At 59.0% G+C, this 26,877-nt stretch carries 18 protein-coding genes; 12 read left to right on the top strand and 6 right to left on the bottom strand.

Annotation, left to right across the window (positions count from 1 at the left end; all coding sequences use genetic code 11):
* Nucleotides 1–661 precede the first annotated feature (661 nt).
* The 7 genes from BRA1417_RS0114165 (at nt 662) to BRA1417_RS0114135 (ending at nt 13,010) form a co-directional block, all read left to right on the top strand.
* Complete coding sequence (locus BRA1417_RS0114165) at nt 662–1,747, top strand: glycosyltransferase family 1 protein (protein WP_027516300.1); 1,086 nt, start codon at nt 662–664, stop codon at nt 1,745–1,747.
* Between the two features lie 163 nt (nt 1,748–1,910).
* Complete coding sequence (locus BRA1417_RS0114160; protein ID WP_245286233.1) at nt 1,911–3,092, top strand: glycosyltransferase; 1,182 nt, start codon at nt 1,911–1,913, stop codon at nt 3,090–3,092.
* A gap of 34 nt (nt 3,093–3,126) precedes the next feature.
* Complete coding sequence (locus BRA1417_RS0114155) at nt 3,127–4,473, top strand: glycoside hydrolase family 5 protein (protein WP_245286232.1); 1,347 nt, start codon at nt 3,127–3,129, stop codon at nt 4,471–4,473.
* A gap of 27 nt (nt 4,474–4,500) precedes the next feature.
* Nucleotides 4,501–5,775, top strand: a complete 1,275-nt coding sequence (locus tag BRA1417_RS0114150) for a glycosyltransferase family 4 protein (protein ID WP_027516297.1) — start codon at nt 4,501–4,503, stop codon at nt 5,773–5,775.
* Nucleotides 5,772–7,163 carry a hypothetical protein gene (locus BRA1417_RS0114145; RefSeq protein ID WP_027516296.1) on the top strand — a complete coding sequence of 464 codons (1,392 nt, stop codon included), beginning with the start codon at nt 5,772–5,774 and terminating at the stop codon, nt 7,161–7,163. The genes BRA1417_RS0114150 and BRA1417_RS0114145 overlap by 4 nt, the downstream gene beginning before the upstream one ends.
* Nucleotides 7,164–7,824: 661 nt before the next feature.
* Nucleotides 7,825–11,631 carry an RHS repeat protein gene (locus BRA1417_RS0114140; protein WP_371259990.1) on the top strand — a complete coding sequence of 1,269 codons (3,807 nt, stop codon included), beginning with the start codon at nt 7,825–7,827 and terminating at the stop codon, nt 11,629–11,631.
* Between the two features lie 254 nt (nt 11,632–11,885).
* Entirely contained in the window at nt 11,886–13,010 is a 1,125-nt protein-coding gene (locus BRA1417_RS0114135; RefSeq protein ID WP_027516294.1) for an acyltransferase, read from the top strand.
* A 10-nt stretch (nt 13,011–13,020) separates the two neighbouring features.
* Here BRA1417_RS0114135 and BRA1417_RS0114130 read toward each other — a convergent pair whose 3' ends face one another.
* Nucleotides 13,021–14,529 carry a lipopolysaccharide biosynthesis protein gene (locus BRA1417_RS0114130; RefSeq protein WP_084462241.1) on the bottom strand — a complete coding sequence of 503 codons (1,509 nt, stop codon included), beginning with the start codon at nt 14,527–14,529 and terminating at the stop codon, nt 13,021–13,023.
* An 82-nt stretch (nt 14,530–14,611) separates the two neighbouring features.
* Between BRA1417_RS0114130 and BRA1417_RS0114125 the strand changes: the two genes are divergently transcribed.
* Entirely contained in the window at nt 14,612–15,445 is an 834-nt protein-coding gene (locus BRA1417_RS0114125; protein ID WP_084462240.1) for a polysaccharide pyruvyl transferase family protein, read from the top strand.
* A gap of 1 nt (nt 15,446) precedes the next feature.
* Complete coding sequence (locus tag BRA1417_RS0114120) at nt 15,447–16,550, top strand: glycosyltransferase family 4 protein (protein ID WP_051448345.1); 1,104 nt, start codon at nt 15,447–15,449, stop codon at nt 16,548–16,550.
* Between the two features lie 18 nt (nt 16,551–16,568).
* Here BRA1417_RS0114120 and BRA1417_RS40485 read toward each other — a convergent pair whose 3' ends face one another.
* Genes BRA1417_RS40485 through BRA1417_RS0114100 form a run of 4 tightly spaced genes read right to left on the bottom strand, consistent with a single transcriptional unit; the run spans nt 16,569 to nt 21,367 of the window.
* Complete coding sequence (locus tag BRA1417_RS40485; protein ID WP_035968530.1) at nt 16,569–17,669, bottom strand: acyltransferase; 1,101 nt, start codon at nt 17,667–17,669, stop codon at nt 16,569–16,571.
* Nucleotides 17,666–18,772, bottom strand: coding sequence for an acyltransferase (locus tag BRA1417_RS0114110; RefSeq protein WP_027516290.1), 1,107 nt, complete (start codon nt 18,770–18,772; stop codon nt 17,666–17,668). The genes BRA1417_RS40485 and BRA1417_RS0114110 overlap by 4 nt, the downstream gene beginning before the upstream one ends.
* Nucleotides 18,773–18,797: 25 nt before the next feature.
* Nucleotides 18,798–20,129 (bottom strand): hypothetical protein, encoded by a 1,332-nt coding sequence (locus BRA1417_RS40480; protein ID WP_245286230.1) that lies wholly within the window; start codon nt 20,127–20,129, stop codon nt 18,798–18,800.
* A gap of 8 nt (nt 20,130–20,137) precedes the next feature.
* Nucleotides 20,138–21,367, bottom strand: a complete 1,230-nt coding sequence (locus BRA1417_RS0114100; protein ID WP_027516289.1) for an acyltransferase — start codon at nt 21,365–21,367, stop codon at nt 20,138–20,140.
* 483 nt (nt 21,368–21,850) lie between these two features.
* Between BRA1417_RS0114100 and BRA1417_RS0114095 the strand changes: the two genes are divergently transcribed.
* From BRA1417_RS0114095 to BRA1417_RS0114085, 3 genes are all read left to right on the top strand, one after another.
* A complete protein-coding gene (locus BRA1417_RS0114095) occupies nt 21,851–22,429 on the top strand; it encodes a hypothetical protein (protein WP_245286229.1) in 579 nt (192 codons plus the stop codon).
* Between the two features lie 29 nt (nt 22,430–22,458).
* Entirely contained in the window at nt 22,459–24,681 is a 2,223-nt protein-coding gene (locus BRA1417_RS0114090; protein ID WP_027516287.1) for a GNVR domain-containing protein, read from the top strand.
* Nucleotides 24,682–25,081: 400 nt separating this feature from the next.
* Nucleotides 25,082–25,360, top strand: coding sequence for a hypothetical protein (locus BRA1417_RS0114085; protein WP_027516286.1), 279 nt, complete (start codon nt 25,082–25,084; stop codon nt 25,358–25,360).
* Between the two features lie 47 nt (nt 25,361–25,407).
* Here the strand turns inward: BRA1417_RS0114085 and BRA1417_RS0114080 are convergent, their stop codons facing one another.
* Entirely contained in the window at nt 25,408–26,835 is a 1,428-nt protein-coding gene (locus BRA1417_RS0114080; protein WP_027516285.1) for an undecaprenyl-phosphate glucose phosphotransferase, read from the bottom strand.
* Between the last annotated feature and the right edge of the window lie 42 nt (nt 26,836–26,877).

Raw genomic sequence — 26,877 nt, 5'->3', positions numbered from 1 at the left:
GTGGTGGCCCTTCGACGGCCTAGTAGCCGCATGACTGTCCCGCCACGGTTCAGCTGAGGTCCAGCGTCGCCTGCTGAAGCTATGCGCGATGACGACAGACCCTAGCGGGGACGGACCTCTCAAAGCTCAGGCCCAGCATGAGCTGGCGCACGGGATCAGCTTGCAGCCGGTCCAGATGGTGACTGTGGGCCCGGCCTGCGAGGACGACCAGCGACACGATCGCGAGGGAAAAGAGTAACCAGACCACGTCGCACTCCTTTACGCGCCCCCGATGCAGAAACCTACGTACAAGCCATTTGTTCCGCGACGCCATTGCCGTTTGACGCGATGTGTCTCGACCCGCGAGCTGAGAGGACACGTGGAGCAACCGTGTAGGCAAACTGGAAGCCATCAGGAGAGACGGCGTTCCGATCGATCCGCTCGCTCGCCTTTCCGCGAATGAATCGACTGAAGCTGGCCCAGCAACCCGCGTCTTCTCCTCCGAGACATACGGCGCAACGTTCATCACGCCCGTACGCCACGCCGTTCAGAAATCGATGGGTGCGACGACGTTCTTGCCCGTCATATTTTCGTTCCCAACAATTGGTTCTATGGATTCGACTGCTGGCCTGATCCATGCAGCACAAGAACGTAAACGGACTCGATCAACCACGGTAACGACTTGAAACTCTTCATCAACGGCCGCTTTCTCTCGCAAAAGCTGACCGGCGTTCAGCGCTATGCCGCCGAACTGGTCAAATCGATGGATACCCTGCTTGCATCCGACCAGTTGCCCGCTGCCCTCAGAGGAGCCGAGTGGCAACTGCTCGTGCCGAGCGAGACCAGCGAAGCGATCAATCTCACGCGCATCAAGGTGCGCAAGATAGGACGGCTGAGCGGACATGCATGGGATCAGATCGAACTTGCGCGCGCTGCCGCTGGAGGTCGCCTGATCAGTCTGGCCAATGCCGGACCTGTGTTTCATCGCGATCATATCGTCGTCATCCACGACGCACAGGTCTTCCGCCGGCCCGATTTCTTCAATTGGCGCTATCTGGCCGTCCACCGCACGATGGGGCGCCTGCTTGCACGCCGGGCCACGATCGCGACCGTATCGGCCTTTTCTCGCAATGAACTGGCTGCAATGCTTGGCCTTTCGAAAACGGACATTCCGATATTCCCCAACAGCGCGGAGCATTTCGCGTCCACAACGCCTGATCCCGGTATTCTCGACCGACTGGGGCTTCAGACGGGAAAATATTTTCTCTTTGTCGGCTCCAGAACCAAGAACAAGAATCTCGCCGTTGCAATCGAGGCGGCGCGGCTGCTCGAACGAAAGGACGTCCCACTCGTCATTGTCGGCGGAGACAACAGCAAGGTATTTCAAGAAAATCTGGGCGAGAGCGAATCGGGCCTGCTTCTGGCGGGACGCCTGGCGGACGGGGAGATTGCAGCTCTGTACGCGAACGCTCTGGCGTTTGTCTTTCCCTCTCTTTACGAGGGCTTTGGTGTACCGCCACTTGAGGCCATGATCTTCGGCTGTCCGGTCATAGCCTCGACGGCTGATGCGGTGATGGAAACGTGCGGCGAAGCAGCTGCTTATTTTTGCGCCAACGACGCTCAAGCGCTGCAACAGCTTATGCTCGAAAGGTTGGCAGTCGGCGCAATCTCTGATCAGGAGCGCAGAAAGCAACAGGATCGTCTTGCATTATACTCGTGGCAAGACTCGGCGCGAGCACTGTTGGATTTTCTCGCGTCGCGCGCATAGCGACCAACAGCGGCTCAGCATCCAACGAGTTCCATGCGCACGTCCGACTTCGAAGCAGCGAGCTTCGACATCGCGGCGCAACAACACCACACCGCTGCCTAAATCTCGCTATGGATTGGATGGATTGTGATCGCATCCGTTGATGCTCAATTAAGGATGCGCCATGTCGATCGTCCCAACTCAATCTTCCGCAAGGCAGGCGATGAAGGTGCTGCATGTCGCGGAAACCATCCGGGGTGGGATAGCGAGCTACCTGAACGAATTGCATCCGCAGCAGCAAGCGAGCTTCGGCGCGGAGAACGTGCACTATGTTGTGCCGTCGGATCATCGCCACGACCTCGTTGGAATCGATGACAGCCAGATCACGACCTTCGACAGATCGGGCCGCAGCATCGCCGGACTATTTCAGATGTTGCGGGCGAGCATGCACGCGCTCGACGCCTTCAAGCCCGACGTGATGCATCTCCATTCGTCGTTTGCCGGACTCGTTCTCAGGCCCGCGTTGGCCGCTCGTTCTGAAGGTCCGCGCGTCGTCTATTGCCCGCATGGCTGGGCATTCTCGCGCGAGACCGGCCGCCTGAGCCATCTGGCGGCAAAGGCTGCAGAGACTCTTCTGGCCCGCACGTCGGATCGAATCATCTGCATTTCCGGCGATGAATTCAATGAAGCGGTCCGGGCAGGAATTCCGACCGACCGTCTGACCCTGGTACACAATGGCATCTCCAAGAGCCGCCCACTGCCGCACGGCGTTGCGACAGAATGGACTTCAAAGAAGGCCAAGGTCCTTTTCATCGGCCGCCTTGATCGACAAAAGGGCTTCGACCTCCTGATCGAGGCCGCACGATCCCTCGAAGATGTTCTGGATGTTCGCATTGTCGGCGCCTCCGTCGTCAACAAGTTCGACGGAGCTGCGGTTCCCGCCAACGTCTCGCTGCTGGGCTGGCTGGATCGTCAGCAAATCGAGACTCACCTGGAGGCGGCCGATCTCGTCGTCATCCCGTCACGATGGGAGGCCTTCGGCCTCGTCGCTCTGGAAGCGATGCGTGCGGCCAAGCCCATCCTGGCCTTCCACAGCGGAGCGCTCCCTGAAATCGTCGTTGACGGAGTTACCGGCGTGCTTTGCGAGCCTGTCGCGGTTCAACCTCTCATCGACGGCTTCCGACGGATAATCAATCTGGATCTCGAGGTCCTGGGGCAACGCGGCTACGATCGCTTCAAGCAGTTTTATGACGTCCAGAAGACACACCGCCAGCTGCATCAGGTCTATGTCGAGCTCCTCGACGACAACAAAAGCGGGGTCGAGCAGAACGTGGCACTGCAATCGGACCTCTCGAATCCTTCTTGAGGTGAGTTGCGGCAGGCGAGTAATGATGACGAGTATGATCCAGGCGATGGCAGGCCACCGTACCTTGGGTCGCAACGGGCTTCTCTGGATCGCGAGCCTCATCGCGTCTGTTTCTCTGTCGGTCCCGGCATGCGCTCAACAGGCTCAGACGCTTGAAAGCAGATTTCTGTTGGGTATCGGCACCCATCAGGGACTGGGAGGGCCGGTCAGTTCGCGAGGCTACGTGCCCTCCGTGAACGTCGGTCAGATCAAGCAACTGGGCTTTAACGCGTTCCGCGACGATTTTCCCTGGTCTGATTTCGAATCGCCTGGCCATCGGATGGGATTCACGCCGCGGTTGGGCAGGCTCGACGCGCAGGTTCAGTCCGGCATCGCCCGGCCGCTCCTCATCCTTGCATTCGGCCATCACCTCGTGCCGAACTCGTCGCCCCCGACGACGGACGAAGCCCGGCAGCGGTTCGCGGACTATGCGGGAGCGGCCGCGCGATCAGTAGCGCCGCAGCGCCCGATCTTCGAACTCTGGAACGAGTGGAATCTGGCAGCCAAGAAGGACGCTTCGTTCTCAGCCGAGAATTACCTGGCCCTCGCCAAGGCAGCACGCCCTGCGGTCAAGCAGGCGGTGCCGAATGCGCCTTTCGTCGTCGGCGCGATCGGCGACGATCCCGGTTGGACGTGGACGGAGAAGATGCTGCAAACCGGCATCCTTCAATACGCCGATGGCGCCTCAGTTCATCTTTATAATTTCTGCATGGCGCCGGCGAAGCGCACTTCGACCGAGATTATCGACCGCCTCACGACCTTCCATCGGCTGGTCGGCCAGGCGAGCGGCAATCCCGACTTCCCGGTGTACGTGACCGAAACTGGCTGGACCACGGCTGCAAACAAATGCGGTGTCAGCGAGCAGGCCCAGGCCGATAACACGGCACAGCTCATCCTGTGGGCCTCGACAGCGGCGCGCTGGCTCAAGGGAATGTGGATCTATGAGCTCAAAAACAGCGGCCACAATCCGGCCGAGCTGGAGGACAATTTCGGCCTCTACGGCTTCGACAACTCGCCCAAACCCGTAGCTTGCGCGGCGCGTGGCGCCTGGGCATTCATCCGGTCCACCCTGACCGCGGAACGTAGAAGCCTTGCCACCGGGGTGATGTCGATCGGAGCAACCTCGAGCACCGGCGGCAAAGTCGCGGTCTGGTCCGAGGACCCGGATCGACGCTACGAGGTCCGGATCAGAGGCGATCTGCCGGGCGCGACTTTCGCGGCCCCCTGCGATGCAACCGCAAGGCCAGCCTCCGGGATCTGGCTGCCGGTTTCGAGCACGCCGGTCCTGATCGCGGCCAATAATGACGCCATTCCCGCACTGGATATACGGCCGGCACGGTAATCGGATCGGCACAAAGAGGTTGACGCGATGAAGATCCTTTTGACATCCACACTTTACCCGACCCCACAGGCACCAAAGATCGTCGGCGGAGCAGAGATCTTCGCGCGGAGATTTGCCGAGGGCCTGGCTCAGCGCGGCGACGAGGTCGAGGTGGTACGCGCCGCATCCGCACCCGAGCAGGGGCGCGAACTATGCAACGGTATCAACGTCTATTCCGCACCGGTGCAAAACGTGTATGCGCCGTTCACGGAGCAAAAGAACGTCGTGAAACGAAGCATCTGGCATGCGATTGACGATTGGCAGATCGAGGCTCCGCTGATCGCGGAGCGCATTCGCTCCTTCAAGCCGGACGTTCTGCATTCCAATAATTTATCGGGCCTGACCACGGCGATCTGGCGGGTAGCTGCCAAGCTCGGAGTTCCGGTCCTGCATACGCTTCATGACTATTATTTGACGTGTCCACGCTGCTCCCGCTTCGACAAGGGCCACTCCTGCGACCGCACCTGTACGAGCTGTGGGATCCTGACGTACCACCGCAAGCGCGCTACGCATTGGCTCGATGCCGTGGTCGGCGTCAGCGAGCGGGTCCTTTCGATTCACACCGATATGGGCATGTTTGCCGAGACGCCAATCCGCACCGTCATCCGCAATGCCTCGACCGAGCCGCCGCGCTCGCCCTACCCGCGGCCTGTCTGCACGACGGAAGTGACATTCGGCTTCATCGGCCGGATCACCGAGGAGAAGGGCATCGACAATCTCATGCGGGCGCTTGCCATGCTGCCACCTGATCGGATCCGGATGATGATTGCCGGCCGCTTGGGCGATCAGGAACAACAGCGCCTGAGGGCACTGGCGCCGCATGCACGGGTCGAGTTCATGGGATTCGTATCTCCCGATGAATTCTACAGGCAAGTCGACGTCGTGGTCGCGCCATCCATCTGGCACGATCCTGGCCCGCTCGTCGTCGCGGACGCCAAGGCGGCGGGCAGACCGCTGCTCGGTACGCACTTTGGCGGCATGCCGGAGGCGATCGAACATGACGTAACCGGGTGGTTGACCGAAGCGGATCCACAATCTCTGGCCAGGAGCATGCGCGAAATCGCTGCGGATCCGCACAAGATCGACGAGATCAGCCGTCGGCTTATCGCGGACACGAACAAGTGGATCTTTTCCGACGTATTGTCGTCGTACAAGAACCTGTATGAACAACTGCGTGAGCGACGGATGTCGTCCGTGCGCCCGGCAATAGCCGGGGTGCCACAAGCGCATGCGGTGGCAAAGAGTAGCTTCATTCCGAGATGACACGTCTCTTCGCGATCGCCGGCTACGTTTACCAAAGCGCAGCAGCGATCATCCTGATCTTTGTGATCAGTCACCTGTTGCCGGCCGCCGACTACACCAATTATTCTCTCGCGATGGCCTCGAGCCAGTTGCTCTGCGTCCTCATGTTCGAGTGGCTGCAGCTCGCGGGGCTGCGCTTTCTCGCGGCCGCCAAGGAGAGCGAGGCTGCCCGACTGAGATCGTCGCTCTTTGCAGCGGCACTCATGAGCGCCGCTGCGCTCGTTGCGGTCGGGAGCAGCGCCTCCCTGATCAGCGGCCTCACGCCACGGCTGATCGCCCTCGGCCTGAGCGTGGCCGTTCTTCAGGGCTCGACCGACTTGTATTTCTTGTCGGTACGACTGTCGAACCGGCTGGGAACCGCCTCTTGTCTCCTTGCCTTGCGTGCGACGGCTCTTTTGGGCGGGGCTGTCTCGGGCGGAATGATCTCAGGCACAGCCGAAGCGACGCTGCTCGGCATCGCATTGGGTCACCTGCTTGGGCTCCTTGCCGGTCTCATCGCATATCGCACGCCGCTGGATCGCGTGTCGCTGCGAACAATGCTGGCTGACTGGAAAGACTTCTCGCGTTACGGCATGCTTGCGGCCGGCGCATCCGTGATCCATTTGTCCGTGCCGGTTCTGCTCCGTATCATTGTCGTCGGGCGACTGGGCGCCACGGGAGCCGGTGCAGGATTTTCCATTGCGCTCGACCTGCTGCAACGTCCCTTCTGGGTCCTCAACGCGGCGATCCACACCGTGAGTTATCCTGACGTGGTCAATGATTTCGAGCACGGGAGCGCCACGACATCGAGACAATCGACGCGGCACATGTTCGAGTTCATGATCTGCACGACCCTGGTCCTGCTGGGTGGGCTTGTCGCCTTCATTCCGGACGCGGCCCGCATCCTGGTTCCGCGGGAGAGCGTCCAGGGCTTCCTGGCGACAGGGCCGGCGGTCGCTGCTTTCTACTTCCTCCATACCCATTTGCAGGCGACGATCGCGGTCGTTCCCCACCTGGAAAAGCTCGCGACCAGGCTCGTCGTCATTGCTGCCGGGCAGCTTGCAATGGTTGCGGCGTTCTCCCTGGTTGCCGTCTGGGCCGGCCTCTCGCCACAAGCAGCCGTCACCTGCGCCTCGATCGCCACGCTCGCAGCGATCGTGGCCGGGCTTGGCCCTACCCTCAGATTCGAGGCGGTCCCGCGCTGGCCTCTGGTCCTTCAGGCGCTCGCAGCCGCTATCCTGATCGGATCCCTCAGTCATGCGCCGAGCGAGCAGGCGGCGTGGCTTGCTGGAAAAATCGTCATCGCCGCAATCGCCACGGCTGCGGTCGGCTGGCGCGGAAACTTTCTCCTCCTGGCCCGCCCGAGCTGATCTGTCGACGGATCCCCTCGCGATTCCTCTCTGGAACTGAGGGCCACTGACATTCCGCTCACGGTCGCGAAGTTCCCGCGATGGAACTCTCTGCTTCGCTCCAAGACGCGGCAAAGTGACTGGCAACCCCTACGAGAATACCGAGTGATTTACTCGCGCCAAAACATGACGTCGGCCCAAGCTATCGGTGATCAGTCGATCTCCTTCTGAGCAGGACCAAAAGATTTGGGCTGACCGTCAAGTTGTACCAGCATGTCTCGTCAGCCTGACAAGCCCAAACCGCATCCGCGCCCAACTCACATGCATCATCGAAGCGCCACATGCGCATATATTCAGCAGTGAAATCTTGCGAATTCTTGGAAGCGCCATCTTCAGGTCATGCTGCGTCGGCACGACATCGTTATTCTCTTGAATCAGAGTCGACCTGTTCCTGCGAGGAACTGCTGATCGCTCTCGATTTGTAGCTCCGATTTTTATCTGAAATTCACACTCGATCGAGAAGGTTGAACGCAAATCCCTGCGAGCAATTTCGTTCGCGTAGAAATTCGAGTGTGAAATGTCGTCAGATCAAACCGTCCTCTCCGCAAGCGGCTTCATCAACTCCATCGGCGTCAACACGCATGCCGGCTTCGGGTGGACCGACTACAATAATCTCGCATTGATGGTCGATGACCTGAAGTATCTCGGCGTCACCCATCTCCGCGACGCGATGGCGACCAACCCGGCGGCACAGCCGGTCGTTGAAGGGCTGGCGGCTGCCGGTTACAAGTTCGACTTCATCGTATCGTCCGCTCTGCCTGGCCAGGGTAGCGCGGGACTGGCCAACTACATCGTATCGCTCGAAAAATTCGCGATGAGCCACCCCGGCAGCATCAGCGCAATCGAGGGGCTGAACGAAGCCAATCACCAGCCGTTCAGCTACAATGGCAGCTCGACGCTTGGGGCCGCAGCTCAGTATCAGAGCGTGCTGTATCATGCGGTGAAGGGCGACGCGGCGCTGGCCGGCATTCCCGTCTACAACTTGTCGCTCGCCTATAATGACCCGCAGGGCTACAGCCAGCTCGGCAACATGTCGGGCTCGGTCGACTTCGTCAACGCCCACGCCTATGTCAGCACCGGCGCCACGCCGAACAGCTCACTGGCTGCAACACTAAGCGCCGTGGCGGCCGCGGCACCAGGAAAGCCCGTCGTTATCACCGAGACGGGTTACACGACTCAGGCCAACACCCAATATCTCGGCGTGGACGAGACCGTGCAGGCCAAGTCCATCCTCAACACCCTGGTCGATGCCTACAAGGGGGGTGTAAGCGCGACCTATCTCTACGAGATGTTCGACCGGGACTCTTCGACAGGCAATACCAACCCGGAAGCCAAGTTCGGTCTGTTCCACTCGGACGGGACACCCAAGCTCGCCGCGACGGCGATTCACAATCTGACGAGCATTCTCGCAGATGACGGCAAGGGCGGCCACGAGCCGACTGATCCACTGAACTATACGCTGAGCAACATGCCGGCCTCGGGCAACAGCATGGTGCTGGGCAAGAGCAATGGGGCCTACGAGCTTGTTGTGTGGGCGGAGCCGAAGCTCTGGAACGATGCGGCCGACGCCGAGATATCCAACCCGAGCCAGACCGTCACCCTTAATCTGGGCGGCGTGCATCATTCCGTAAAGGTCTACGACACATTGACGGGAACGTCGGCGATCGCCAGCTACACCGATGTCAGCACGATCACCATCCCTGTTAGCGATCACCCGCTCATTATCGAGATCGACGCGCCTGCGACCACGTCGACGCCTCCGAGCACGCAAGCAAGTGTGAGCGGTACGGCGGCGGAGATTGTGCCGCAGTTGTCCGACTTGAGCTCATCGGCTGCGCTGAAAACTATCTCGCTAACCGACACGCACATCCTGCCGGTCGCGTCGAAGGCGACGATGGACTACATCATCGCCCACTACGGCAGCGCCCTGTCCAAAATACAGGGTGGATATTCGTTCTCAGTGACGAACTCGGCAGCGAGCTGGATCAACACGAAGACCTATGACGCCACTGGAAAGCTCGTCTCAACGGCGGATACCGGGCTCAACAGCAGCGGACTTCCAGTCTCCACCACAATTGTCAATTCGGACGGCTCCAAGGATGCGATCGGCTATACCGCAGGCATAAAGTCTTCCTTCATCCATCTAGCGACTGATGGAACCAGAACCACCGACACGTACAACACGGCCGGAACTCTTCTCACCGAGGTCGTGCAGAAGCCCACTGGCTACTATTCGACAGCGATCTATACCAATGGCTTGAAGACTGCCTCGTACGTCCTGAACGCCGATCACAGCCAGGACAACTACACCTACAACATCAAGGGACTTACCTATACTACTCAGGTCCAGCACCTCGATACGACCGGCAAGCTCACCTCCGTGACTCGCACCCATGCCGACGGCACGCTGGACTCGACCCAGGTCTTCACCAGCGACGGCGGCAGCGTCATCACCAATTATAGCGCCTCGGGCCTCAAGCTGGTTGAGACCGACTATCACGCCGATCACAGCAAGGACGTATGGACGTACAACATCACCGGCCAGACCTACACGACTGAGCACGACATCTACGACTCGACCGGGTTCCTCACCACGCTGGTCCGCCGGCACGCCGACAGCAGCCTCGCCTTCAAGTTGGTCCAGAGCAAGGACGGGACCAAGACCACCGACTGGTACGATGCCGCAGGCAACCTGACCAGCGAGGTCGTGCAGAAGGCCGGCGGCTTCAACTCGACTACGCTCTACAGCAATGGTCTGAAGACCAAGGCCTACGTGCACAATGCCGACGGCAGCCAGGACAATTACAGCTACGGCGTCACCGGCCAGAGCTACGTCACGCTGATCCAGCATGTCGATCCTTCCGGCAAAGTGACGAGCGTAACCCGCAAGCACGCCGATGGAACCCTGGACTATACCCAGATCATCAACAGCGACGGCAGCAGCGTCGTGACCAACTACGATGCAGCTGGCAGCAGGACCAAGGAGACGGATTATCACGCCAATGGCAGCAAGGATGTCTGGCTCTATAATGTTACCGGCCAGAATTATACGACCGAGCACGACATCTACGACGCGACAGGATTCTTGACAACGCTGGTGCGCCGGCATGCCGATGGCAGCCTGGCTTTCAAGCTGGCGCAGAGCAGCGACGGCACGAAGACTACTGAATGGTACGACACCACGGGCGGTCTCACCAGCGAGGTTGTGCAAAAGACCGACGGCTACGATTCCACGACGGTGTACAGCAACGGCGTGAAGACCGCAGCTTACATCACCAATGCGGACCTCAGCCACGACAATTACAGCTATAACATCAAGGGACAGAGCTACACGACCCAGCACCAGCATCTCGATGCTTCCGGCAAGCTAACGGAGATGACGCGGACCCACGCAGACGGCACGCTTGACTACAGCCAGCTGGTCCATGGAGACGGAAGCAGCGTCGTCAGCAACTACAACGCTTCCGGCGTCAAAATGACGGAGACCGATTTCCACGCTGATGGCTCGCGAGACGTCTTTCTGCTGAACGTCGTCGGTCAGAATTACACCACCGAGCACGACGTCTATGACAAGACGGGCTTCCTCAGCGACATCGTGCGGACGCACGCCGACAACAGCCTGGCCTTCACGCTGAAGCAGAGCACCGACGGCACCAAGACGTCGGACTGGTATGACGCCAAGGGTATTCTAACGAGCGAGGTAACGACAAAGAGCGATGGCTACAGCTCTACCACAGTCTATAACAACGGCATCAAGACCGCCGCCTACATTACGAACGCCGATCACAGCTCGGACAATTGGAGCTACAACGTGGGCGGCCAGAGCTACACCACTCAGCATCAGCACCTCGACGCTTCCGGCAACATAGATTCGATCACGAGGACGCACGCGGACGGCACCCTGGACTATACTCAAGTCGTCCACGATGATGGCAGCAAGCTGACCGACATCTATGACAGCGCGGGCTCCAAGACCCAGGAGGTCGCAAACAATGTAGACGGATCCCGGGACGTTCTCCTGTTCAACTTCAAGGGGCAGCAGGGCACGGTGCAGCATGAGCACTACAATGCCGCCAATGCGCTTCAATACTTTGATACCACAAATGCGGCGGGTGCGCACAACGTCACAGCGGTCGCTGCTGGTGTAACGATCGCGGGCGGAAACGGCAACGACGTGTTTTCGACGGCGCCCGGCTCGACGACCATCGCTTACGACCATGGGCTCGATCAGATCGCCAACTTCCATGCCGGCAATGCCGGCAACCACGACGTTATCGAGATCTCGAAACTGCTGGCGGCTGACTACGGCCACCTGCAAATCACGCAATCGGGCGCGGACGCCGTGGTTTCCCTCGCGGAGAGCGATTCGATCCTTATCAAGAACGTCAGCGTCGCCAGTCTGACAAGCCACAATTTCCTCTTCGTTTGAAGGCGGGAGCTTGTCGCAAACGTGCATCAGCATCGCGCGGGGGTTGGACGCCGATCCAATCGCCCGAGCAATCATTGGGGCGCCTGCCGCCCCCTTGGGCACCTGACTTTGCAATTTCGCTGACGTTGCAAGAGCCCGCCGGGAACGCAGAGCGGACCGTCGCGATTTGCGGAGCGCCGCCCGGCATTCTGCGAAGTTGCGTCACAATTGATCCCTAGAAGGAGGCAACGTTCTCGAAGGAATTCTGCGCCGACATGGACTCTCGTGGACCAGGACGCTTCGTCGTTCTCGATTTCTACCGTTTCGTCGCCGCACTCGGCGTCTTCATCTTCCATCTCAAGAACATAGACAAGGGCATCTCCCCGGCCTGGAACGGTTCCTATGGCCTGTTTGTGGATATGTTCTTCATCCTTTCCGGTTTCGTGATTTCCTATTCCTACCCCGCGAAATCGACGGGGATCCGCTCCTACGGTCGCTTCCTGGTCCGGCGCGTCGCGCGAATTTACCCGTTACACTTACTGACGCTGTTCGCATTCGTGACCCTCGCCTGGATCGGAATAGCGGGTCCCACCTCGCATACGGGGCCGCTGGATTTCGTCTACAACCTCTTTCTGGTGCAGGCCTGGGGCATTACCGATCATCTAAGCTTCAACTCGCCCTCGTGGTCGATCAGCGCGGAATTGTTCTGTTACCTGCTTTTTCCGGTTCTCATACTCGCCGCGGCCAGCGTGCCGCCTCTCGTGCTGGCGCTTATCGTGGCGATCTCCTACGCGATCCTGGCTCATGGCCATCTGCCGATTTGGCAAGAGCCATCCCAGATGTACGGAGCGAATTTCGATTTTGGCATGCTGCGCGCGCTGCCGAGCTTCTTGAACGGGATCCTGCTGACGGTCCTCTTCAAGCTGTCCCAGGACTACCGAAGGAAGCCGGTTGCGATCGCCGGCATCGCACTGTTCGGGGTTTCGGTCCTGGTCCTGAACGTATATGCCAAGCCGGATCTCGCGATTATCCTGTTCTCTCTGGCAATCCTTTGCACCGCCCTCGGCGAAAGCGCCTTTGACCGATTTCCAGGCTCGAACTGGCTCGGCCGGCTCGGCAACACCTCATACGCGATCTACATGGTGCACGAGCTGGTGCTTATCCTGCTGTTCAAGCCGGCCTGGCATTATTTCGGACTGCAACCGGGCTTCTTTCCGGTTTTCGCCCTGGTCTGTTGCATCATCCTGACGGTCGTTGCCGACGTCACATATAACTACGTTGAAAACCCCGCACGAAAATTGCTCAACCGGCTTGCGCCGGGGGACCCGAAATTGACCCGCGCTTCGACCGCCGCCCCACTCGATCTCACCGAAACCAGACAGGCCGCGAACGCAAGCTAGGTCTTGAAGGCTAGGTGCTGGACGATCGCCTGACGTGTCTCAGTGCTGCCTGGCATATCCGCATCGCGGCGGGACGGGCCATCGCGAACACGACGACCAGATAGACGGCGGAGCCGAACAGCACGAGCGCAGCAAGACGCAGCCACGATGACATCGCCGGCAGGGCGACGGATGCACCCACGACCGCGCCTGTCATCACCGCGGAGCCTACAGATGCGGGCATCAGCGCCAGGATATAAGGCCTGATCCCCAGCGACAGGATGCGCATCGAGGCTCCCGCAGATAGCGGATACAGCGCCAGGGCTCGCACGACATAGCCGGACGCAATCGCAATCAGGCCGAACGGCGCGGCAACAACGAAGATCGTGATGTTCGAAACTGCATAGATCAGCGTCAGCCAGGTCTGCCAATGGGGCTTTCCGAAGGCCAGAATAACAGAGTGATTGTAGAGGCCAATCGTCGTCAGGAATCCCGTGACCGACATGATGGAGAGGAGCGGGGCCGCTTCAATCCACTTCAACCCGAAGAAGTCGACGATCAGATCCGGCGCCAGCGCCGCAATTCCAGCGAAAATCGGGGCCGTCAGCAGCGACGTGTACATGACGAAATCGACAAGCGTCGCCCGCGAAGCCCCTTGATCATGCTGGAGGCCGGCGATCGTCGCAAAGAAGACGCGGTTCAACGCATTTCCGATCACGATGCTTACGGCATTGACCAGCCGCTTGGCCAGGCTGTAGAAGCCCGCGCCGGCGGCGCCGGTATACCATGTGACGAAGATCAGATCGGAATTGGCGTTGGCGAAGTTCGTGATTCCCGTCAACGCCACGTAGCGCGCGTACCTCAGAAGCTCAGTGGCGGCCCTTCGGCTGAAGCGGAAACCGGGTGTCCAGGGCGTGAGGGTCCACAGGCTGATCAGCGAAATCAGCGACGTTGTGACGAGCTGCCCGACCAGCGCAAGGACTCCGTAGCCCTGGCTTGCCAGCGCAATGCCAACAGCCCCGCCCGCCGAAATGGACAGCAGCGAGCGGATTGCAAGGGATCGAAACAGCTGATTGCGGGTCAACCAGGCCTCGTGCGTCCGCGACAAGCCCTGCACCGCAACCACGATGCAAAACCCCTTGAGAACGAGAGCCATGTCCGAAAGGCCGGAAAAACGTTCGATCGCATCGCTAGAAACGAAAAGCGCGAGCGCCGCAAGCAAAGAGAGACCGGCGATGAGCCAAAAAGAGGCAGTGTAATCCTCGTCCTTCGGCTCGGCACGCGCCTGGACGGCGATCGCAACACTCTCGATCAGAACGGATCGGCAGAAATCGAGCGCCAGGGCGCCGGTTGCCACGACGCCAAGGATCTGCGGTGATAGCAACCTCGCCATCATCATGTAGATGACAAGCGTGAGCGACTGGCCGACCGCCGAATCGAGCGCTGACCAGATGACGCCCGAAATGATCGAGCGCGACTTGATAATTTCGAGGCGCAAATGGAAGCCTGTCACATCTCGGGTTAGCCGAACGCTCGTCATTGAGCCATCAGTTGCAATGGTCCAATAGTCGCCTTGTTTAGGAGGACACTACGGCGAGAAAGCAGCTACAATTCGAGGCAGTATGAATTTCCGGGGCAATCTGCGACGACTGATCAACGAAGTCGGCTGCGACTTCATTCATCCGCTGCCATATCCGCACGTGGAGTTGTTCTTCTGGCGACCAGACGACGGAACCATCAATTTCGGTGACTATCTGTCGGTGGTCGTGGTCGACCATCTCCTGCGACATTTCGGCTACACGCTCGCGGACGAGGTGCCATTGCAAAAGCGCATATTCGCGATCGGCTCGGTGCTCCACTATGCGCGAAATGGTGACGTCGTCTGGGGCAGCGGGGTGAATGGACGCCCGGGCCAGGGCGACCTCAATCGACGCGTGCAGACCCTGGATGTACGCGCGGTGCGCGGCCCGCGCACACTGGAGATCCTGCGACGCCGGGGCATTACTGTGCCCGAGGTGTTTGGTGACCCTGCGCTGCTAATTCCCCGGCTGTTTCCCAATCGCTTTCATCCAACTGCCACGAAGCAATGGGTGTTCGTGCCGAACCTGCACGATTTGAATCTGATCGACCATACTGCCAATACAGTGGTCTCACCCCTTGGATCCTGGAATCGACGTATTGACGCCATTCTGGAAGCCGAGCTGGTTCTGGCCAGCTCGCTCCATGGCATCATCGTCGCCGAGGCATTCGGAATACCGGCGCGCTACGTGCGGCTAAGCAGCGGGGAATCTGAGTTCAAGTACCGTGACTATTACGAAGGCACCGGCCGGTTTGGCGTCGAGTTTGCCTCAAGCATCGACGAAGGGCGCGAGATGGGTGGAGCTGCGCGCCTCAACTTTGATCATCGTGCCCTGATGGGTGCATTCCCGATCGACCTTTGGAGCGGAGAGAACTGAGATGGCTAAGCGCCTCCGCGTCGCAATCTACGCGCCGCATTTCGCCGAATATTCCTACAGGCTTGCCGCGGGGCTGGCACGGCGCTGCGAAGTCCGTCTCGTGCTCAATCGCAAGGACGCCAACCAGCAGTGGGACCTTTCCTGGATTCCGTCTTCCGAACCGTTCGATACCCGTGTGCGCGACCTCAGCATTCGTCGCTTCGGAGCAATCGGGCTTCCGAGCTCTTTCCTCGACGTACTCGCATTTCGCCCCGACATCGTCCATTGCCACGAATGTCCGGAATATTTCACGGCGGGCCTGATGGAGTTGCTGCGACTGACCAGCCTGCCACGCGTTTTGACAGTGCATGATGCAATTCCCCATTCCGAGGGGGGATCGGGTACCAACTCGACCGAAGAAAGATTGCGCAACCGCATGCGTGCAGCGGCAACGCACATCACGGTGCATGGTCAAAGCTGCATCTCCGACTTCCGCAAAGCTTCACCAGGCTATGTGGGCGAAATCACCTCGTCCATGCACGGCGTGCTGACGGTGCCGCGAACCGATACTGCAGCCGTGCAATCGATCAAGGGGCGAATTCTCTTCTTCGGCAGAATGTGGGCCTACAAGGGGCTTGACGTTTTTCTCGACGCCATCGACTTGCTCGCAAAACGGCGCGTTCGCCACCACGCAGTTGTTGCCGGTCGCGGGCCTGAAATGGTGAGACTGACCACACGCATGGCCGCTATGCCGACCATCGAGACCATCGACGCCTATATCTCGGCCGCCGACACCAGTACCCTCTTCCAGTCTGCAGAGGTCGTCGCGCTTCCCTACAAGGATGCGACGCAGAGCGGCGTGCTGGCATCCGCGTTTGGCAATCACCGCCCCGTTGTCGCCAGCGCAACAGGAGGCATTCCTGATGTTGTCACCGACGGAATCAATGGCTTGCTGGTTCCGCCAGGAGACGCGACTGCGCTGGCCGACGCGCTGGAGCGCGTCCTCACCTCGAGATCACTGGCGGCAAGCCTGACCGACGGCGCAAGGGAAACAGCGCAAGGATCGCTGAACTGGGATCACATCGCCGACAATCTGTTTACAAGCTATCGCCGCGTTGCCGCTTAGGTGGGCGCGGCAATTCCGTTATGGCGAAACCGGATGCTCGGTGCCTGCGATCGGACGGAAGAACAGGCCCCGCAGGCTACCGTCGATCAGGCGCCTGAGCCTCACCTCGATCAGCTCGTAGCTGATCGCGCTGGCGATCAATGACAGCACCAGTCCCAGTCCAATGAAGGCCACCCACAATATCCATCGGTCGATGCCGGTCGCGACGAGCTTGAGACCGGCCACTTGCAAAGGAAACAGAACGAAAGGGTGCACCAGATAGAGACTGTAGCTGATCTTCCCCACATATTGCAGCGCCGGCGTGTTGAGCAGATTGCCGATCCCCGAGCCGCGCGCCAGCACCATCCCGAACAACAGAGCACCGGGCACGAGACCGATGAAGGGATGGAACAGCACCAGGCTCGCATACATCGCGACCGCGCAGATCAGGCCAGCGGCAACGCCGAGACGTCCCGGCACGGAAAAGCGAATGCCGATGGCGCTAAAGAGCATTCCAATACAGAAGAACGCAGTGATCGGCCAGTGCATCAGGCAAGCGAGCCCAAGCAGAACGAGTGGAGCCGCCAGCAGCCGGCCGCCGATCCGCAGCGCGCTGAACGTCAGCGCAAACCAGATATAGAATGCCCACTCATAGGTCAGCGTCCAGGCATTTTGCTGCGCTATCGGAAGCCCTAGCGCATCCTGGAGAAAGAAAAGGTTGGCAACGAATATACCTGTATAGCTGCCAGCGTCGATGCCACGGAAGAACTTGTAACCGACCAAAGGGCCGACCGAAAACAGCACAAGATGCAGGATGATAAAGACTGGCATGATGCGCAAGATGCGGTCAAAGAAGAATTTCGCCAACGACCCGTGCCGGACCAGGCTTGCCGGGATCAGGAATCCGCTGATCATGAAGAACAGTTCGACCCCGTGTCCGCCGACATTGATGACCGACTGCAACCACGGCCACAGCGGCGGGAGGAACCCGGGATCGAGAATGTCGTACATGCCCCCCTTCGGCATGTCGTAAAAGTGGTCCATCAGCACGCTGAGAGCGGCAATGCCACGAAGTCCCTGCACAGACGGCACAAACGATCCATCGTAGCCGGCCGATGCATCGCGTGCTCCGCCCCTCACTCGGCGGCTCCCTGGCTGCTGAGAGCAGGCTCGAGAACGACTCGCTTCCGCCTGTCCGACCGGAACCTGTGCCCGAATGCGATCGATGGCTTTTCCGTAAACGTGTAAGTCAGCCAGCTCACGACGAGCGACAATGCGACGATCGCGGTAACGAAAAGCGACCACCCAAGCGGTCCGTCACCGACGCCGACAAGACGATGAATCCAGACGATCACGAAGGGCGACATCAGGTACAACGAGTAACTGATGACGCCGACGAACGCCAGGGACCGCAATGCCATCCGCTCGCCGAACGTGGCAAACACGATGAAGACGAGAGCGGCAAGCACGTAAGCCGAGCCGATCGAATAGCTGTAGAAGAAATTCTCGTGGTACACGCCGCCGAACCTCCTCTCCGCCAGCGTCACCGCAAAGATCGCGTAAAGCAGCGTGCATGCGGCAACATGCCGCCATCGCAGTCGTTCTTCGATCACCGTGTCGCGGATGATCTTGCCAAGAAACATCGCCGACAGGTTCAGGGCGACCTCCAACAACGATGAGACCGTCCGGCTGTCGATCAACATCGGCACGATGGTGCCGACCAGCGCCGCGCCAATAACGATCGAAACGGCCGTATAGCTCCGGTTCAGCAACCCCATCGCAAAGAGGATGGTACACCCGATGTAGAACAACAGTTCTATGGCGAGCGTCCAGTAGAAGATCCAGAGATTCGGCACGTTCACGAATGTCTGCAGCATCGTGAGATTGGCCAGAAACTGCGCCAGCGCATAGGTTTTTCCATCCAGTGCCAGAAGTGTCACCAGCCCGATCAGGATCGAGGTCCAATAGGCGGGATAGAGACGGAAAACCCGGCTTACCGCAAAATCCCGCACTGGCGCTGCACTGTTCGGGAAGCTGAAGGGGATGACGAAGCCGCTGACAAGGAAGAACAGCACGACGCCAAACCGGCCGAAGTTCATGTAGTAACCGAGAACGTTGTGAAACGCCCAGTAGTAGTCGCCGGTCGGGTGATGCTGGACGATCACCTCGAGCGCATGCTGCAGCAGCACAGCGAGTACGGCTATGCCACGCAACGTATCGATGAACGCAAGTCGTTTATGCATCTCGTTGTCTCACCCGTCGGCCACGCTAAGCCGGTTTCGGACTGGTCCCGCGATAACCACCCAATCCACCCGATCCCAGTCCGAGAACCTCCTCTGGCGGGCTCGTTGGAACGATCAGCGGTTGTACCGCCGCTTTTCGGGTGAAAACTCCGCTGAAACTCAGTGAGATCAGAAGTAGGCCGGATGCAGGGCCGTAGTTCAGAACTGTGATGGTGAACATGTTGACGACAAAGAGGAGCGTCAGCTTGTAGATATCGGTCACCGCGAAGGTTGCACGGAACACCATGACCATGAACACAGCGAAGGGAAGGCCAAACATCAGGTACGTCCCGATGTAGAAATTATCGACCGGCACCCAATACGCGGCGAGCGGCGAAAACAGCTTCTGTGGATAATTGAAGCAGCCGGCGCCACACCCGGTGATCACGCCGATTGGCATCAGCTGGCCGAGATAGACGAACGGAAGTTGCCAACTGTTGTTAATCCGGTCGAGAATGCTGAACATCGTCGAATGCGGGATAGGCACGGTCCCCGACGCAGCCCAGATCATGAAGAACGGCAGCGGAATAGCAGCGAACGACCACAGCGCGATGCTGCGAATGGCCACGAAACGCGACTTTTCCGGCAGCATTCGCACGATCAAGAGCAGCAGGAGATAGAGCACAAGAACGATCAGTGTCGTCTTGCTCGTGGTCAGCCGGGTGACATAGATGGCAAGCGCGCCAAAAGCGAGGCACCAGCGCGTACTCTTACGGATCGACGTAATCGCGAATGATGCCAGAATAAAGAATGCCGCCATTGTGTTGTCGGCGGCAAAACCCATCAGCCGCTGATCATCCCCGCCGTAAGCCCACCATAGCCGTCCCGCCTCCCGGACCGCGCCGAACGATTCATATTTGAACCCGACCCACGGCATCACGTAAAACTTCGTTAGCAAAACGCCAACGATCGAGAGGTAGAAGGTCGCGGCGATGACCGACAGCAGTTTCCGGTAAGAGCCAAGATTCGTATCACAAAAGCAAAATCCGACGAAAACCGGCAACATCATCTTGAACGCAGACAGGGCGGCGTTGGCCGTGCCGAGCATGATATAGCCTAGCACCAGGGACAGCATGATCTGCACCAGCACCAGCGTCGCCATGATGCTGCGATTGCGGATGATGCAATAGGCGATGAACTGTACCAGGCACAGCATCGCAATCGCGTCCGGGACATACCAGAGCGCATCCAGATGGAGAATGCTGGTGTAGTAGCGCATCACGCCGCCAAACGCGTCACGAACAAGATAAACGCCGAGCGCGAGCGCTTCGATATTCAGGCTGATGATCGTCAGTCGAGGGCGCACCATGGCAAGCATGTTTGCGCTCAATTTGATGGACGAGCCGAGGGCTCTGGTGATGTTGTGAACCGCCCCTGGCCTCCAAACACGCTCCGCAATAGCTTTCCGCCACCGATCTCGACGTAGAGATACGTAAAGTGCGACACAACCAGCACCGCGGCCAGAGACACGATGAGATTCGCCGTGGCGGGCAGCCCAGGCAGGATCGAATCAAGCGCAGCAATATTGCGATGCCCGAGCGCCCGTACGAAATATTCTGCGAGAAGTACGATCAGCGCATGCACCATGTAAATCGAATAGGACCGACGCCCCATCCATACCAGCGGCCCGGCCACCAGCATTCGAGGAATCAGCTTCGCATTCGGAAACGCCAGCAGGCTACCAAGGAAGAATGCAAACACGATCGGTGCCAGGAAGCTCGCTGCGGGATACGCTTCCACCATCGACACCAGCACGATGCTTGCGGTCATGGCGGCGAGCTGGAATGCCCCCTGAAGAAACGGAGACACCGTGCGCGGCACGTCCTTGACGATTCTTACGGCAAGAGCTCCAAGAAAGAAGCTTGTAAAGCAGCGCAGAATGCCGAAGTCGGTCTGAAGCCCAAGACTTGGCTTGTCGAGCACAAAAATGATGAAACCCAAGCTGCTGGCGGCGATCAGCGCCGATGTCACATAAAAAGAGATTGACGAACCGAAACGCTGCGCGAGCAGCAGCACCAGTCCAAAAATCACGTAGGTATAAAATTCAACGCTGATGCTCCAGCTTGGCGCATTCCAGCTGAGGTAGTCGATGAATCCCATGGAGTGAAGGAGAAAGAGATTCAGAATGAACGAATAGGTGTTGTTCACCTCAAATGCCGCCGGCGTTGCCGCAACGACACCTGCCGTGACCAGCCCGATGCGCAGCAGCCGGAAGAGAAGATTCGCCAGCAACATGACGATATGAAGCGGGTACACGCGCGCGAGACGCCTCACCAAGAAATCCCGAAGTGAGAAACGGCCGAAGTCTCCGTCGACATAGCTTAGCGACATCACGATTCCGCTCAGAACGAAAAACAGATCGACCAGCAGCCAGGCGCTTCTGAAGAACGACCAGTTTATCCATGCATTATGCGGGAACGCCGCGAGAAAGGTCGGCATCAAAAGAAGATGATGGATCACGACGGAGGTGGCGGCGATACCCCGGATACTGTCGAGTGGCAGGACATGCGGCTTCTCTCGATGACCTGACTGCATCACGTCGACATTCCCATTCATCCTGTACTGCAGCAGCTTGAACCACTTCGCGCACGCGTTCAATCGCAGCGAAGCCAGTTGCTCGCCGATGCATGACCGCTTGCAGTAATGTCATCGCTCACAACTCTTGTGGTGACCCACATCAGCAAACGTTCGCGATACCTGGCGAAGCTTTGCGAAATGGCGGCGTCGTTGCGATACGGAGCCGGCGTGGAGATATTTTGTCGCTTGTATGGCCACACTGAGTTTGGAACGGTGCCCGATGATACGCGACACGTTGCGCAGACCCTCAGCGCCATTTGCAAAGGCAGCAGGCAACGTGTGACCGGTTCATGAACATCGGAGCGCGAGCTTGCACATCCCGAAGGCACGCCGCCCACATTCTTCTGGTTGAACAATCTGCGCGGGAACATTACTGCACATACGTGTGAATCTTGCAGCGCACAAAAAATGACACAGTTGTCTGCGAAGTTCGTCGTTCTGGCCAGCAGACGAAAGACGTGGATGAGCGTGAACTCTGGGAAGCTCCGCACCAGCTCCGGCGCGGATTGGAAAGCATTAGCAGTGATCTTGACAGGCGTGGCGCTGACTGGAACCACGGTCTGCCCAGTCCATGCCCAATGCGTCGAATCCTCCGACCGCGCGCCTCGCGCTGACCTCGATGCATTCACCAAAGCCCCCTCCTCCCTGCTCGAGCGGCTTCGCAACAACAAGGAAAAGCTGAAGTTTCTGCTCGCGTCCTACGTTGCTACGGATCCGGCCGTTCTGCCCTCCGTGGAGACGCTGATTACGGAGGCGACCTCGTCCGATCGGACGGCGATAGGCGCGGCGCTTCGCCTGGCCGAAGCGAGATGCACGTCGACCAAACGTGATGCCGCGCGCAAGATCAGGGAATTTGTGCAGCGGGTCGCAGACCTCACCGTGATCGCCGGATACTCGGCCGCCGGAGAGGACGAAGCTGCGGTGCAGTCTCCCGCACAACGTCGGGACGGCAAGCAGCCCAGCCGTGGCGCTGGCCTGCTGGAGGGAGAGTGGAAGACGAAATTAGCCGATCCATTCAAGCCCCTTCCGATACCGCGATAATCGTCAGCAGCAAGGCAGTGAATTTACCTATGTATCAACCGAGAGAGCAATTCCATTCCGGGCACCGGTTCGGAATCGAATTTGGCGGGGCCGTCCTCAGCTTCGACCGCGTGGCCGATGTCCTGCGCCGGCAGTGGCCGTTGATCGCCGGAGCCGTCGGACTTTCCCTCCTGCTCGTGCTGATATATCTGGTGATGGCAAAGCCGATGTACACGGCGAATGCGCGGATCCTGATGGACACCCGCCAGACCCAGGTGCTCGACAAGGACAGCGGAAACAGCACCGCTCTGATTGACACGGGCTACGTTGACAGCCAGGTCGAGGTAATCAACTCGGACGACCTCATCCTGTCCGTGGTTCGCCGTCTTCATCTGACAGATGATCCTGAGTTCAGGGGCTCCAAGCCAGGCCTCCTCGGCACCGCTGTCGGCAAAATTATGTCGATGTTTGACTCCAGCGAGCCTCCGTCGCAGGAACGCATCGAACACGCCGCAGTCGAGCTGATCCAAAAAAATCTCCGGGTCGAGCGAGTGCTGACGACTTATGTCCTTTCGCTCAGCTACCGGTCGGAAAGCCCGGACCAGGCCGTCAGAATCGCCAATGCAATCGCGGACACCTACATCGTGGGGGCTCTGGAGGCGAAATATCAATCGACCAAGCGCGCGACCGAGTGGTTGCAACAGCGCAGCGCCGAGCTGAGCCAGCAAGCCTCCGCCAGCGACCGGGCGGTTCAGTCGTTCAAGGCGGAAAACAACATCGTCGGAACGAGCCGCGGCTTGATGTCCGAGCAGCAGCTCTCGGATCTGAATACGCAACTTGTCCAGGCCCGAGCAGCAACTGCGGAGGCCAAGGCTCGCCTCGATCGAATAGACACGATCTCAGACCAGGACCTCGCGCAATCTACAGTGAGCGATGCGCTCAACAACACCGTCATCACACGCCTTCGAGCACAATATCTTGATCTGCAGAGTCAATATGCAGATTGGTCGCGGCGCTACGGGAAAACCCATCAGGCTACGGTCAACCTCGGGAACAAGATGGACGAGGTGCGCAAGGCCATTTCAGACGAAGTTCGTCGTATCGGCGACGCCTATCGCAGTGATTACGAGATTGCCAAGAGCCGGGAAGCGTCGCTTGAGCGCAACATGAAGGACCTCGTCGCACAGGCCGGCCATACTGGCCAGGCAGGGGTGAAGCTGCGCGACCTGGAGAGTGCTGCCGACACCTACCGTAATCTCTATAACAACTTCCTCGAGAAGCTTCAGAGCGCCACGCAAAATCAAAGCTTTCCGATTAGCGAGGCACGCCTGATCAGTACTGCCGCAAAGCCCAACAAGAAGAGCTCTCCGAAAACGGTTCTGGCGCTTGTTGGAGGCCTGGTCGGAGGACTTTGCCTTGGTTTTGGCGCGGCATTTGCGCGCGAACTTCTCAACGACGTTCTCCGGACTCCAGGCGAAGTTGAAGACGAGCTTGGCGTAAAGTGCCTCGGTATTCTTCCGGAAATCCGCGCTGCACGGAAGGTCCCCGCATCGACCGGGGCGATCGGGCCGCCTCCGGTTTCCCGATACGTCCTCGATCATCCATTCTCGCGCTTCGCAGAAACTTTACGCAACATCAAGGTATCGGTGGATGTCGCGCGATTGACCCGAGACGTTAAGGTCATCGGTATCGTCTCGTCATTGCCAAAGGAAGGGAAGACGACGGTTGCGGCGAATTTTGCTCATCTGATCGCGCTAACAGGGCACCGCACGCTGCTGATCGACGGAGACCTTCACACGCGCTCCTTGACGCGTGAGCTCGCTCCCGATGCCAGGTCGGGGCTGGTAGAGGCGCTTAGCGATCCAGGTTCATTCGAGTACCAGGTGCAGCGGAGCAAGGAAACGGGTCTCGATTTTCTGCCTGCTATTTTTGCATCACGCATGGTCAACTCCGCCGACATCGTTGCGTCTAAAGCGATGGCGGATCTCCTCGCGGCGTTGCGCAACCATTACGAATATATCGTTATCGATCTCGCACCGGTCATGCCGGTCGCGGACTCCAAGGCGGTCAGCTTCCTCATGGATGCCATGGTCTATGTGATCGAGTGGGGAAAGACGACGCGGAGCGCACTTCAGGAGTCGATTTCCGGTTCGGAAGTCCTGCAAAAGAAACTCCTGGGAACCGTGCTCAATCGGGCAGACCCCAAGATGCTCAAGCGCATCGAAGCGTACAAAGGCAAGCACCGCGACAGTTACTACGTCGAGCCTGCTTGAGGGTCCGAAGCCTTTGCACGAGCCTCCACAACCGGGTGCGCAGCGGAACCGATCATCAGCGTCGGGAAAGAACGATTTCGCCTCAATCGGGAATGGGAACCGGGCCCAGCGTGTCCATTGCACGCTCTCTCTTTACCAAAGCGCATTTACCATAGCGGCCGGGTGGATCTTCCGTATTCGTCCGGAATCCACAAACGACCTTGATTGCCGTACCTAGCTGTTGGCGGTACGCGCTCGCAGCGTTGGCAAATTTCTGTTGTAGCGGCCTCTCTGACAGGAAACGCTGAGTTTAGGCCAAACTGATCTGCTCAACCTGGTCGCACAAATTTCAGGCACTCTTTTCTTCGGGGTTGCCTGGAGCTTGCGTGGCGTTGTATAGGCTGTTTTTTCGGTGACTTCGATGTTGACCGCCCTCGTTCTTTTGAGCATGTGGTTACTGATCAATATTCTCTTTGTGTTGATCATGGTTCCGCCGCGCAAACTGGGGCCCCCCTCCGGGACAGCCTTGTTGCCCGCCCAGATCGAGAAGAGCACTGCCCAACTTGATCATGACGAGCCGCTCTCACTCCGTCACGTAGTGATCTCGATCGCGATGGGCGCATTTTTCATGCTGGTCCCCCCGCTCATAGCCCTCCGCAACGAGCTCGTGCGGGTCCTCGGACGATGGCGGGGCCGCTGAGTCCAGAGCCGGAGCAGCTGCGCGTTGGTCCGGACATGCGCTCCCCCTCAATAGGCTTCCTGGAACATGACGGCGGCGGCGGTGCGCGCCATGATCTTTAGATCGAGCCAGATACTCCAATTGCTGACGTACCAGACGTCGTAATCCACCCGCTTCTCCATCAGGTCGATCGTCGGCGTCTCGCCACGGAAGCCATTGACCTGGGCCCAGCCCGTCAAGCCAGGTTTCATGTGATGGCGATAGATGTAGTTGCGGATCAGCTCGTCATAGTAGTTGTCGTGCGCCAACGCGTGCGGGCGTGGGCCGACGAGCGACATGTCACCCCGCAGCACATTCCAGAGCTGGGGCAACTCGTCCATACTTGTCATACGAAGGAACCGCCCCAACCTGGTTACGCGCGTATCGCCCTTCGTCGCCTGCGCAACCGTATCGCCGTTCTCGGCAACCGTCATGGTCCGGAACTTCAAAATCTGGAACGGCTTGCCGTTACATCCGCGGCGCATTTGCCGGAAGAGCACGTTTCCGCTCGAGTCGAGCTTGATCAGAACCGAGATCGTCATCAACAACGGCGCCAATGCAATCAGGCCGAACGACGCCAGGCCCACATCGAGGCTGCGTTTTTGCAACCGCTCGAATATGGTCAGTGGAGGGCGCTGGAGCTCGATTGCCACGGTCCCGCTGACCGGAAGGAACGGACGCGAGACCAGATCAGCAATCGAGTTGTCCGGTAACAGCCGAACTGGCTGCGAGACCGCCCGCAGATGCTGTCCAATCTTTTGCAACAGCGGCAGTTCGTTCCAGTCAATCGCCAGCAGATACTCATCAACGTCCGCCGCCCGCGACTGGCGAATGACGTCGCGGATCAGTCTTTCCCACCCCTCTTCGCCATCCGCACCGATGACAAAATGACGAACGACATCAAATCCGTTCTTCCTCAAATCCTTGAAGCGGTTCGAAGTGAAGTCGAGCGGCTTCAGACTGAGCAGAACGACCTTGCGATCGACCAGACGTCCTTTTGCAAAGCTCGATCCCAGGGCCACTTGCCAGACGAACCGAAGGCTCATCAGTCCGACGCCGCCGGCACCGGCGAAAATGATGACCGTGCCTCGCGACAGATTGTCCGTCGACTTCAGCAGGAACGCCGAAACGGCCAGTATCATCAAGGATGCCGCCCAGATGACGATGGCTTTGCGCAACTGCCAGGCGAGCTTCAGCAAGCGATGTGTGTCGTACACGCCCTGAAAGTAGGCGATTGAAATAAACAGCACGCCCACAATAAGGCCCGCGCCAACCGAGGTGCCTTCCGGGACTGAGGCCGTCGCTGCGCTGTAAAACCGGGATGCCGCTGCGTAGCAGATCAAGATCAGCAAGAGATCAGCGGCGATGACGAAAACCTGGAATGGTCTTTGAAGTGCGGTCCCGCGCGCGGCAGAAAGCGAATGACCGTCATCAGAGCCGTAAGTTGCAACAACCATTCGATACCCCTAAGTGCCGAGCGCTCGTGCACTCATCGCAAC

Source organism: Bradyrhizobium sp. WSM1417, assembly GCF_000515415.1.
Classification (GTDB): domain Bacteria; phylum Pseudomonadota; class Alphaproteobacteria; order Rhizobiales; family Xanthobacteraceae; genus Bradyrhizobium.
Note: the sequence above shows the minus strand (reverse complement) of the source record. Positions and strands in the feature narration are given on the sequence as shown.

Coding starts and splice junctions, on each gene's coding strand:
- BRA1417_RS0114135 (WP_027516294.1), top strand. CDS start 11,886: ATGGACTCTCGTGGACCAGGACGCTTCGTCGTTCTCGATTTCTACCGT.
- BRA1417_RS0114145 (WP_027516296.1), top strand. CDS start 5,772: ATGACACGTCTCTTCGCGATCGCCGGCTACGTTTACCAAAGCGCAGCA.
- BRA1417_RS0114085 (WP_027516286.1), top strand. CDS start 25,082: ATGTTGACCGCCCTCGTTCTTTTGAGCATGTGGTTACTGATCAATATT.
- BRA1417_RS0114120 (WP_051448345.1), top strand. CDS start 15,447: ATGGCTAAGCGCCTCCGCGTCGCAATCTACGCGCCGCATTTCGCCGAA.
- BRA1417_RS0114110 (WP_027516290.1), bottom strand. CDS start 18,772: ATGCATAAACGACTTGCGTTCATCGATACGTTGCGTGGCATAGCCGTA.
- BRA1417_RS0114160 (WP_245286233.1), top strand. CDS start 1,911: ATGTCGATCGTCCCAACTCAATCTTCCGCAAGGCAGGCGATGAAGGTG.
- BRA1417_RS0114155 (WP_245286232.1), top strand. CDS start 3,127: ATGATCCAGGCGATGGCAGGCCACCGTACCTTGGGTCGCAACGGGCTT.
- BRA1417_RS0114100 (WP_027516289.1), bottom strand. CDS start 21,367: ATGAATGGGAATGTCGACGTGATGCAGTCAGGTCATCGAGAGAAGCCG.
- BRA1417_RS40480 (WP_245286230.1), bottom strand. CDS start 20,129: ATGCTTGCCATGGTGCGCCCTCGACTGACGATCATCAGCCTGAATATC.
- BRA1417_RS0114150 (WP_027516297.1), top strand. CDS start 4,501: ATGAAGATCCTTTTGACATCCACACTTTACCCGACCCCACAGGCACCA.
- BRA1417_RS0114130 (WP_084462241.1), bottom strand. CDS start 14,529: ATGACGAGCGTTCGGCTAACCCGAGATGTGACAGGCTTCCATTTGCGC.
- BRA1417_RS0114095 (WP_245286229.1), top strand. CDS start 21,851: ATGAGCGTGAACTCTGGGAAGCTCCGCACCAGCTCCGGCGCGGATTGG.
- BRA1417_RS0114080 (WP_027516285.1), bottom strand. CDS start 26,835: ATGGTTGTTGCAACTTACGGCTCTGATGACGGTCATTCGCTTTCTGCC.
- BRA1417_RS0114125 (WP_084462240.1), top strand. CDS start 14,612: ATGAATTTCCGGGGCAATCTGCGACGACTGATCAACGAAGTCGGCTGC.
- BRA1417_RS0114140 (WP_371259990.1), top strand. CDS start 7,825: ATGGTCGATGACCTGAAGTATCTCGGCGTCACCCATCTCCGCGACGCG.
- BRA1417_RS0114090 (WP_027516287.1), top strand. CDS start 22,459: ATGTATCAACCGAGAGAGCAATTCCATTCCGGGCACCGGTTCGGAATC.